At 67.8% G+C, this 9,906-nt stretch carries 11 protein-coding genes and 2 pseudogenes; 4 read left to right on the forward strand and 9 right to left on the reverse strand.

Going from position 1 to position 9,906, the window contains the following annotated elements; genetic code table 11:
• Both QOD90_RS00605 and QOD90_RS00610 read right to left on the reverse strand, forming a co-directional pair.
• A pseudogene (locus QOD90_RS00605) lies at positions 1 to 223 on the reverse strand (hypothetical protein); the annotation flags it as partial.
• Positions 224 to 232: 9 nt separating this feature from the next.
• Positions 233 to 1,369 carry an alkaline phosphatase family protein gene (locus tag QOD90_RS00610; protein WP_526345623.1) on the reverse strand — a complete coding sequence of 379 codons (1,137 nt, stop codon included), beginning with the start codon at positions 1,367 to 1,369 and terminating at the stop codon, positions 233 to 235.
• Between the two features lie 65 nt (positions 1,370 to 1,434).
• Between QOD90_RS00610 and QOD90_RS00615 the strand changes: the two genes are divergently transcribed.
• Positions 1,435 to 2,082: a M15 family metallopeptidase gene (locus QOD90_RS00615; protein ID WP_526345625.1), complete on the forward strand. Its 648-nt coding sequence runs from the start codon at positions 1,435 to 1,437 to the stop codon at positions 2,080 to 2,082.
• A gap of 3 nt (positions 2,083 to 2,085) precedes the next feature.
• Positions 2,086 to 2,313, forward strand: coding sequence for an SRPBCC domain-containing protein (locus tag QOD90_RS00620; protein ID WP_526345627.1), 228 nt, complete (start codon positions 2,086 to 2,088; stop codon positions 2,311 to 2,313).
• 6 nt (positions 2,314 to 2,319) lie between these two features.
• On the opposite strand, the gene QOD90_RS00625 is transcribed toward QOD90_RS00620, so the two are convergent.
• Positions 2,320 to 2,763: a Rieske (2Fe-2S) protein gene (locus tag QOD90_RS00625; protein ID WP_526345629.1), complete on the reverse strand. Its 444-nt coding sequence runs from the start codon at positions 2,761 to 2,763 to the stop codon at positions 2,320 to 2,322.
• A gap of 324 nt (positions 2,764 to 3,087) precedes the next feature.
• Between QOD90_RS00625 and QOD90_RS00630 the strand changes: the two genes are divergently transcribed.
• A complete protein-coding gene (locus QOD90_RS00630; RefSeq protein ID WP_526345631.1) occupies positions 3,088 to 4,302 on the forward strand; it encodes an acyltransferase family protein in 1,215 nt (404 codons plus the stop codon).
• Positions 4,302 to 5,009, forward strand: a complete 708-nt coding sequence (locus QOD90_RS00635) for an Rv0518 family GDSL lipase (protein WP_526345633.1) — start codon at positions 4,302 to 4,304, stop codon at positions 5,007 to 5,009. The genes QOD90_RS00630 and QOD90_RS00635 overlap by 1 nt, the downstream gene beginning before the upstream one ends.
• A gap of 12 nt (positions 5,010 to 5,021) precedes the next feature.
• Here the strand turns inward: QOD90_RS00635 and upp are convergent, their stop codons facing one another.
• The 6 genes and pseudogenes from upp to QOD90_RS00665 form a co-directional block, all read right to left on the reverse strand.
• On the reverse strand, positions 5,022 to 5,675 hold the full coding sequence (gene upp / locus QOD90_RS00640) for a uracil phosphoribosyltransferase (RefSeq protein WP_526345635.1): 654 nt from the start codon (positions 5,673 to 5,675) through the stop codon (positions 5,022 to 5,024).
• Between the two features lie 9 nt (positions 5,676 to 5,684).
• The gene (locus tag QOD90_RS00645) at positions 5,685 to 6,941 is read right to left on the reverse strand and encodes a DUF1688 family protein (RefSeq protein ID WP_526345637.1); all 1,257 of its coding nucleotides are present in this window, start codon (positions 6,939 to 6,941) and stop codon (positions 5,685 to 5,687) included.
• Positions 6,938 to 8,218, reverse strand: a complete 1,281-nt coding sequence (locus QOD90_RS00650; RefSeq protein WP_526345639.1) for a GTP cyclohydrolase II — start codon at positions 8,216 to 8,218, stop codon at positions 6,938 to 6,940. The genes QOD90_RS00645 and QOD90_RS00650 overlap by 4 nt, the downstream gene beginning before the upstream one ends.
• Positions 8,219 to 8,325: 107 nt before the next feature.
• Positions 8,326 to 8,922 (reverse strand): class I SAM-dependent methyltransferase, encoded by a 597-nt coding sequence (locus QOD90_RS00655; RefSeq protein WP_526345641.1) that lies wholly within the window; start codon positions 8,920 to 8,922, stop codon positions 8,326 to 8,328.
• A gap of 92 nt (positions 8,923 to 9,014) precedes the next feature.
• Positions 9,015 to 9,467: a hypothetical protein gene (locus QOD90_RS00660; RefSeq protein WP_526345643.1), complete on the reverse strand. Its 453-nt coding sequence runs from the start codon at positions 9,465 to 9,467 to the stop codon at positions 9,015 to 9,017.
• A gap of 149 nt (positions 9,468 to 9,616) precedes the next feature.
• Positions 9,617 to 9,906: pseudogene (locus QOD90_RS00665) on the reverse strand (catalase/peroxidase HPI); the annotation flags it as partial.

A 9,906-nucleotide genomic window follows, 5' to 3' on the forward strand; every position in this document is an offset into this window, starting at 1 on the left:
GCGCGTTCAGCAGGGCGGCGTTGCGGTCGATCTCGCCGTCCTGGGCCGCGGAGATGCCCAGCGCGCGGCGGGCGGCGGGCCGGTCGGCGGCCAGCTCGATCAACTCGTCGACCAAGGCGGCGCGCAATGGTCCCAACTCTGGCGAGCTCAAGGCGTCCAGGCGCAGTGGCGGACCGTCGCCGCCGTCGCGCTTGGTCTCCGACGGCGGCAGCAGCACGATCACGGCAAGAGGTTATCCGTACGCCAGAAGCAGCGGGACACGCTGCTCGGCGGTGGTCAGCGAGCCGTGGTGTCCGATGAGCCCCGATTCGACGGGCTCCACCGTGCGACGCACCAGCACGGCCGAGTTGCGGCCCGCAGCTACGACGTCACCGATTCGAGCCCGCACGCGATCGGCGATCCGGTCACCGAACCAGCCCGCCGCGATGGCCTCGTCGCGCGACACCACCCACGCCTTGTCGCCGAGCGTCTCCCGCCAGGCAGCGAGGACCGTGTCCGCGGCGCCGTCGTCGGCGTAGACGTGCCTGGCGCGTGCCTCGCCGCCGATGGCACTCACGCCGTCGAGCAGCGCCTCACTCGCGTCGATGTCCACCCGGTCCGCGTCGCCGACGCCGACCATGCCGTGATCCGCGACCACGGCGAGCAGACCGCCCGGCGGCAGGGTCTCCACGACCGACTCCACCAAGCGATCGACCTGGCGCAACTGCAGGCGCCAGGCCAGCGAACCAGGGCCGTGAAGGTGGCCAAGCAGGTCGAGATCGCCGTGGTAGCCGTAACAGAACCCGTTGCCCTCGATCGCGTCGGCAATCCCCGCAGCGAGGTCGCCAATTCCCTGCACGCCGACGTACCGGGCACCGCGGAGCACCGCGCGGGTCAGCCCGGAGTCGGCGAATTGCGCCTTGGATACGACGCTCACGGCGAACCCCGCCTCCGCGGCCCTCTCGAAGGCCGTCGGCAGCGGTTGCACTTGCTCGGGCGGGACCGATTCGCGCAGATCCTCACCCCACGGGTGCGGCCGCCACTGCAGGGCGTTGACCACACCGGCGTCGGGCAGCCTGAAGGTGTAACCGACCATGCCGTGTTCACCGCTGCGGCAGCCGGTGCCGATGGCGGCCAGGCCGGCGGCGGTCGTCGATGGAAAGCCGACGCTCAGGGTCTGCCCTCGAAGCCCGGCCAGCACCGGGGCATCGGCGGCGTAGGTGTCGAGCAGTTCCGCGCCAAGCCCGTCGATCAGTAAGACGCTGGCGCCGGAAAGTCCGTCCCGCAGCGGGATTCGGCGCTCGAAGTCGGGGGCGCCCAGCGCCGCCAGCACCGACGGCACCACGTCGGCGAGATGGGGGAGAGCCGGATCGGGGCGCGGGAGGTCCACGATCTTCAGAGCCTGCCACAGGCTCCGAGGCGCGGAGGACCGCCCGCGACGAATACGCTGACCCCATGGGTCAGGGGGTGAACGGGTCGGTCGTGACGGCCGTGGGACTGAGCGCAATTCTGATGGGATGCAGCCCGACGCAGCACGCCGTCATACCGCCGGCCAGCTCTGCGATCACCGTCGAACCGTTGGCGGTCGGGCCCGCGTCCGTTCCATCGTCTGGCAGCATCGACCCAGCCGACGCCGATGCTCTTTCGGTCGGTACCGGCGCCGTCGACACGACGGGAGGATCGATTCCCGAGGGTCAGATGGTCTCGCCATTCGACGCCAAGAACCCCGTCGTGGGCTTTCTGGACCCGTTGTTGCGCAACGCAATTCAAGATGCCACCCAGGCGGCCGCGGCCGAGGGGATCGCCGTGTCGCTGACGTCGGGTTGGCGGTCGAAGGGTTTCCAGAAGCGACTCTTCGACGAGGCCGTTGGCACGTTCGGCAGCGTCGACATCGCTTCTCAGTTCGTGGCATCACCGGAGGTTTCGATGCATGTGGCAGGCAAGGCCGTGGACGTCGGCCCCACTGCGGCGGACGACTGGATGATCCGCAACGGAGCGCGGTTCGGGCTGTGCCAGATCTATGCCAACGAGATCTGGCACTTCGAACTCGCCGCCGACGCTCAGGGGAGCTGTCCACCGCTGCGGCCCAACGCAGCCGGCTGACCATTGACATGCCCGATCCACCTGTTCGCGCCGTCGACCGAGGAGAAGCTCGCCGAGTTGGCCACCGAGCGCAGATCGCGGGTGGCCTTCGACATCGAGCAGGACGGTGATCAGGTCAAGCTCACGGTCGTCCACGACGACTTCGACCGCGACAGTCAGGTGCTGGGGATGATCTCCCAGGGCTGGCCGAGCAAGCTCGCCGATCTCAAGTCGGGGCTCGAGGCGTCGTAACGGGGATCAACCGGCGACGATCGAATCTCCTTGCACGGTGATTGGTTTCGCCTCTAGCGGCTTCGTCGCGGGACCCTGCGCGACGGAGCCATCGAGGTTGAACTCACTGTGGTGACACGGGCAGACGATCTTCCCTTCGGTGATGGCGTCGACGTTGCAGCCGCGGTGAGGACAGACCGACGAGAATCCCTTGAAGACCCCGGCGGTGGGTTGGGTGACCACGACGTCCCCAACGATGACGCCCGAACCGACGGGCACGTCGGCCGTCTTGGCGAGCGCCCCTGGCTTGGGGGCGCCCGAGGTGTCAGCCGATGGCGGCGCCGAGGTCGCCGATTCGGAACCCGCCGCCGGGGTCTTGGACGTACCGCAGGCCGCGACGGCGGTGGCGAGCGCTCCGAGGCCCGCGGTGACGATGACCGCTCTGCGCGGTGGTCGAATCTCTTCGAGCATGACTGGGAACCCTCCTCGGGGTGGCACTGCTTGACCGTGCGGGCTGTGCACGGTGGTGAACGAATTGTGGCGCACCGGCGGGCGCCGGAACGGGAAACCGGAAAGTGATCTTGGTGGTCTGCAAGAGATCTCGGCCATTGTTCAGCAACCGCACAGCGTTGCGGACATGCCAGAGCCTCGGCGGCGCTGTTACCCTGCCATGAGTTGGTGGCAGGTCGTCGATGAGCGCTTGCGCGAAGAGCGAAGGCCTCGACCGCGCGGCGAGCGGACGCAACGGCGCGAATTACCCGCGAAACGAACAGCTCGAGTCACGGAAAGAGTGTTGTGCGCACCGGAGAAATCAAGGCCCTATCCGGCCTGCGCATCGTTGCCGCCCTCTGGGTGGTGATGTTTCACTTCCGGCCGCTGCTGAAGCTGGCGTCGCCACCGCTGTACGACTCGCTGAAGCCGATCCTGGACTGCGGGGCGCAGGGCGTCGACCTCTTCTTCATTCTCAGCGGCTTCGTCCTGACCTGGAACTATCTGGACCGGATGGGCGACACGTGGTCGACGAAGGCCACCATGCACTTCCTGTGGCTGCGGCTGGCCAGAGTGTGGCCGCTCTATCTGGTCACCATGCACCTCGCGGCGCTGTGGATCATCTTCACCCTCAACGTCGGCGACTTTCCGTCGCCCGAGGCCTCCTCGCTGACGGCGATCAGCTACCTCCGTCAGCTGGTCATGGTGCAGCTGTGGTTCCAGCCGTTCTTCGACTTCTCGAGCTGGGACGGCCCGGCCTGGTCCATCAGCGCCGAATGGCTGGCATACCTGCTGTTTGGCCTGCTGGTGCTGGTGATCTTTCGGATCAACCGCGCGACGAGGGCAAGAGGTCTGCTCGTGCTGTCCTTCGCAGCCACCCTGCCGCCCGTGCTGCTCCTGGTGGCCTCGGGCGGACAGTTCTACACGCCGTGGAGTTGGCTACCGCGCATCGTCCTGCAGTTCACCGCGGGCGCGCTGGCCTGCGCTGCCGTGCGCAAGCTCAGGCCCAGCGACCGCTCCCGACGGGGCTACGGCTACCTCTCGGTGGTGTTGCTCGCCGTCATCGTCGGCGCCCTGTACTGGTTCGACGGACATCCGATTCCCGCGATCCGCGACGACTTCGGCCTCGTCGACGTGCTGTTCATGCCTCTGGTCGTCGCGCTGGCACTCGGCGCGGGCACGCTGCCCGCACTCCTGTCGACCAGGCTGTTGGTGTACGGCGGCCAGGTCTCCTTCGGGCTCTACATGGTGCACGAACTGGTCCACACCGCCTGGCTGTGGATCATGGCGCAGTACCAGATCACCATGGCACCGAGCATCGGGGCGAAGTTCATCTTCGTGGGGCTGATCGCCTTCGCCATGGTCCTCTCGGTGTTGTTGTTCCACTTCGTGGAGGAGCCTGCGCGAATGTGGATGCGCCGGATGGTCGGTGAGCGCAGGCCCCCGGTCGACCTCGCGCACACCCCGCAGTCCGACGGGCCCACCGGCACCCTGGCAACACTCCGAGCACGGGCGGGTTGATGCACCTCACCGCTAGCCGTTTCGCCACCTTCCTCGTTTCACTGGCCTTGCTCGTCGGGTTGGTGTTGAACGCGCCTTCCATGCGGATGACACCGTATGACCCGATGACCGCGGGCTCGCCCGTGACTCGGATCGCCGTCATCGGCGACTCGTACACCAACGGCACCGCCATCGGCGGCCAGGGCCCGAAGTCGTGGCCCACGCTCGCCTGGATGACGCTGGCACGGCGGGGGATGCAGGTCGCGGCGGACGTGGCCGCCGAAGGCCGAGCCGGCTACGGGGTGCGCGGCGATCAGGGCAACCTGTTCGCGGATCTGACGCCAAGAGTCGTCAAACCCGACGACGCGCTGGTCGTGTTCTACGGCTCCCGCAATGACCAGGGCATCGATCCGAACGCGCTCAGCGGTCAGATCTTCAATGCGCTCTCGCTGGCGCGCGGCATCGCGCCGAACGCCCGCCTGTTGGTGATCGGACCGCCGTGGCCGACCCCCGACGTGCCGCCCGCGGTACTGCAGATCCGCGACGTCCTGTCGTTTCAGTCGATGCTCGCGGGAGCCACCTTCGTCGATCCGATCGCCGCGGGCTGGTTCATGGACAGGCCCGACCTCATCGGCCCCGACGGCGTCCACCCGACGGACGCCGGCCATGCCTACATGGCGGACAAGATCGCACCGCTCATCGGCGATCAGTTGCCCCGTCGGGTGTGACGGCGCGAGGACCTACTTGGTGCCGAAGATGCGGTCACCTGCGTCGCCGAGACCCGGCAGGATGTACCCGTGCTCGTCGAGTTGGCGATCGATGGCAGCCGTGTAGATCGACACGTCCGGATGGGCCTCCTGCATGGCCGCCAGGCCCTCCGGGCACGTCAGTAGGCACACGAACTTGATCGACTTCGGGCTGCACTCCTTGAGCCGGTCGACCGCTGCGACTGCCGAATTGCCGGTGGCGAGCATGGGATCGACGATCACCACGTCACGCTCGTGAAGGTCCCCCGGCATCTTGAAGTAGTACTCGACGGCGCCGAGCGTCTTGGGGTCGCGGTACAGACCGATGTGCCCAACGCGCGCGCCTGGCACGACGCCCAGCATGCCGTCGAGGATGCCGGTACCCGCCCGCAGAATTGAGACGAAGACCAGCTTCTTACCGTCGATCACCCGACCCGTCATCGTCTCCAGCGGGGTTTCGATCTCGATGTCGTGAAGCGGGATGTCCCGCAATACCTCGTAGGCCACCAATGCCGCGATCTCGTTGACCAGCTGTCGGAAGGTCTTGGTGGAGGCCTCCTTTCGGCGCAACAGAGTCAACTTGTGCTGTACCAGGGGGTGATCGATCAGATGCACCGCGCTTGGTTCCAAGCCCTTGTCGTCGCTCATGTCATCCTCCTAGAAGACCGTGCCGTCGCTGACGATGACGAATGGCGGTAAACCCCCGCGGAGGCGTTGCGCGAGCACCCGTCCCGCGGCCCAGGTGCCGCCTTCGAGCACGCACGCCAACGGCATCCGCGCCTCGTCGACTCTGAGCTCCGCGCGGACCAGGGGAGCCAGCTCGTCGAGCAGGCCCACCGTCAGCGCCCGCCATTCCACGACCAGTTCGGCATCGACGGACCAGGCGCTTCTGAGCCAGCCGGGGTCGCGCATGCGGAGCACGCCGGTGTCCAGGAGCAGCCCGCCGTTGCGGTATTCGGGGAGCGCCGTCAACGAGTCGAGGCCCCGCACCTGGACACCGGCCCACGCGAACGGTTCCAGCAGTGAATAGGTCAGCCATTGCGACAGCTTGTGAAAGGGCATCCAACCCCGGGTCAGCCCGGGCCCATGCACCGCCGCGTGGGTCCAGCAGTCGCCGAGCCGCTGTTCGCCGATCACGTTGTCCGCCAGCCAGATTCCCGAAAGCGAGACCAGGAGCTGGGACAGGATGTCGTGCGCCGCGATCGCCGGGGGACCGGGTTGGGGGAGCAGCCGGTCGAACAGCCCGCCGGGGCGCCCAAGCGGACCGAACGTCTCGGGTTGCGCGGCAAGCGCCTCGCCAAGCCGGTGCAGCAGTTCCACCCGGCCGTCGATACCAACCAGGGGATTCCCAGGGGCGGCCTGGAAGGCCGTGGCCAGTCCCGCCGTGGTCACGCTCAGAAGCCCCTTCGCGTCGACTCGCAGCGGCGCGCCCGCATCGCTGGAGAACTCCCCGTCCACGAACGCGTTCCACGACGCGACACCGAGACCCTCTGACCGGTCGAACCGCAGTCCGCTCGCCGCCTCGTCGTAGTGCCAGTCGGGACCAGCACCTGCGTCGAGCAGCACGCTGACCACGGTGAGGTCGATCATCGCGCGGGCCCGCGCCGCCGCGTCCAGCGAAGCGAGCCGCGCGTCCAACTCGGCCTTGCGGTCGATCCCGCCTGCCTCGAAATGCCGCCAACGGCTGTGGAACGGGATGTCGAGACCGGGGTAGCGGGCGCGCGTGACGTCGACGACTTCGGCGACCGCCGCAGGCACTGCGCCGTCGTCGACGTCGAACCACGACGACTCTCCGGCGCGTGCCCTCTGCAGCAGGTAGTCGGCACGTTCGCGAACCGCGGTGGTGGTGCGGAGCAAGGCCGCTGCCCCGTCGGCCTTCTCGGAGTCCAGTTCGGGCGACGTGCCGAGGCTCATCCGCTCAACCCGCGGCCCTTCGTGTTCCTCAGCTCCTCTTCACCGGGTACCGGTCCCGGGGTGAAGTAGCCGGCGGCCATCTTGGCGTCGATCTCGACGCGCGCGTCGGCAGGCACCAGGTCTTCCGGGATGTTCACGCGCTCGACGACTTCGATGCCCGATCCCGTGATCGCGTCGTACTTCATGTTGCTCATCGACACCAGTCGATGGATCTTGCGAACGCCCAACCAGTGCAGTACGTCGGGCATCAATTCCTGAAAGCGCATGTCCTGAACTCCCGCAACGCATTCCGTGCGGGCGAAGTACTGGTCTGCGGTGTCGCCACCCACCTGCCGCTTGCGCGCGTTGTAGACCAGGAACTTCGTCACCTCGCCGAGCGCGCGACCCTCCTTGCGGGAGTAGGACACCAGCCCCACCCCGCCGCGCTGGGTGCCCAATATGCACTCCTCGATCGCGTGCGTGAGATACGGCCGGCACGTACAGATGTCCGAGCCGAACACGTCCGAGCCGTTGCATTCGTCGTGCACCCGCGCGGTCAGCTCGACCGACGGATCGGCCAGATCGTGGGCGTCGCCGAAGATGTAGACGGTCTGCCCGCCGATCGGCGGGAGGAACACCTCGAGATCCGATCGGGTGACCAGCTCCGGGTACATGCCACCGGTCTCCTCGAAGAGGACCCGGCGCAGCTCGGTCTCGGTGCAGTTGAAACGCGGCGCGATCCCTGGCAGGTACCAGACCGGCTCGATCGCCGCCTTGGTGACGAGCGCCGCACCACTGGGCAGCAGGACGTGCCCGTCGGGGACGAGCCTGCCCTTCTGCACGGCTTCGACGACCTCGGGCAGGATCACGTGTGCCTTGGTGACGGCGATCGTCGGGCGCATGTCGTGGCCCGCCGCCAGTTCGTCGGCGAAGACCTCGGCGACCATCGCGCCCCATGGGTCCAGGCTGACGATCTTGCCCGGTTCGCTCCACTGCGGGTACGGGCCGATGACGTCGGTGGGTGCGGTATTGGTGAGGTCGGCCTTGTGCTCCCTGGACAGCGCCCCTGCCGCGACGGCGAGCGCGCGGTAGACGCTGTATGAGCCACTGTGCGTGCCGATGACGTTGCGGTGGGCGCGCTTGGTGGTGGTGCCGATCACGGGCCCACGCTCGGTCGCAGTTGGGGCGTCCCAAAGAATCCGGAGTGCGCCGACACCACCGCTGTGCGACGTCAGCCGAATGTGGCCGGCGGCAGACTTCGACACGGCAACTGGTTCGCTACCGGTTTCAGCAACCATGGCCGCTCCTCGCTAGTCGAACGTCCGGCCCTCCGGCTTCGTGAAGGCGCCAGCATAGCGAGTTGGGCTGGACCACGTCGGCTGCGAGAGCTACGCGCCGAAGGTGGTCAGGCCACACCGACCCGGCGGTGGACCGACACCGCGTAGTCACCGCCGTCATACGGGTCACGGCCCCACGTCGCCCAACGGGCCACGGGTTCCAGCCCGGCGGCGTCGGCGAGCCGGTCGTAGTCCTCGAGTTGCAAACGGCCGGGCCGAAGCGAGAATCCGGCGACCAGCAGCCCGCCGGGAGCGAGGTGGTCGGCCAGTTCGTGCACGACGAGCCCCTCGGTTCCCGGGTTGAGGAAGATCATCACGTTGCCCGCCAGAAGGACGAGGTCGAAGGTCTCCAGTGAAAGTCCGGTCAGTTCTGCCAAATCGGCCAGAATCCAGGTGACCTCGGCGGCCTTGGCGTGCGCGGCGGCGAGCATCGCGGCGTCGGCATCGACGCCGGTCACCGAGTGACCACGACGCGCCAGTTCGACGGCGACCCGGCCGGTGCCGCAGCCGGCGTCGAGGACGCGTGCGCCACCCGACCCGCCGAGCAGGACATCGACGAGGTCGGCCTCGCCGTGAACGTTCTGGCCCGACCGGGCGAGCCGAACCCACCGTGCGTCGTAGTCATCGCCGCGCGGCGCGTCGGATTCCTGCCATCGGGTGCCCATTCGCCCATGATCGCAGCGCCTCAGGTGCCACACCGAACGCCCCGCGACAGGAGAGCTCGCGGGGCGCCGGGTCGGTGTCCGTCAGGTTGATCTCAGCTCGCCGACCTCGGGGACTGGGGAAGCGGAGTGACCTTCGTGGGGAACGTCGGCTTCGTGGGGAGCTTGCTGTTGATGATGTGCTCGTTGCCGTCGAAGTCCTGCCAGTGGCACTGTTCGATACCCGCGGCGGGGATGACCGCGTTCCAACCCTGCGTGACCACGCAGGCCTGCGCGAACGAGGTGTTGCCAGAGGCGGATACGGCCGGGGCGCCGATCGGGCTCTTCTTGATCCACTCGTTACCGGTGTTGGGGTCCTGCCAGTGGCATTCCTCGATGCCCGCAGCGACGACGGTCGCGACCCAGCCGTGCGTGGTGGTGCACGCCTGGGCGAATGTCATCGGGGCGGCTTGGGCCGCGGGGGCGGCCAGGATGCCGAGTGCCGCGGCGCCTGCACCGAGGGCGAGGGTGGCGGCGGTGATGCGTCGGCGGGTGGTGGTGGTGTTCATGGTGTGCTCCTTGGGTGTGTCGCGGCGATCTGCCGCGTTCACAGGTAGGAGCGACGGACCATCGCGATTCCCACACTTTTCTCGGATTCGACTCAAAACAGCACGACACCCCGCGAGCCGGAGCTCGCGGGGTGCGTGTGTAACGAGGATCAGACCAGGTCGAACCGGTCGTTGTTGATGACCTTGACCCACGCCGCGACGAAGTCCTTGACGAACTTCTCCTTGGCGTCGTCTTCGGCGTACACCTCGGCCAGCGCCCGCAGCTGCGAGTTCGAGCCGAACAGCAGGTCGACGCGGCTGGCGGTCCACTTCTGCTCACCGCTGGCCCGATCGGTGCCGACGTAGGTGCCGTCATCGGCCGACGACGGCGCCCACTTCGTGCTCATGTCGGTGAGGTTGACGAAGTAGTCGTTCGTCAGCTGACCCGGCTTGTCGGTGA

The sequence above is a fragment of the Mycobacterium sp. genome, assembly GCF_032161845.1.
GTDB lineage: Bacteria > Actinomycetota > Actinomycetes > Mycobacteriales > Mycobacteriaceae > Mycobacterium.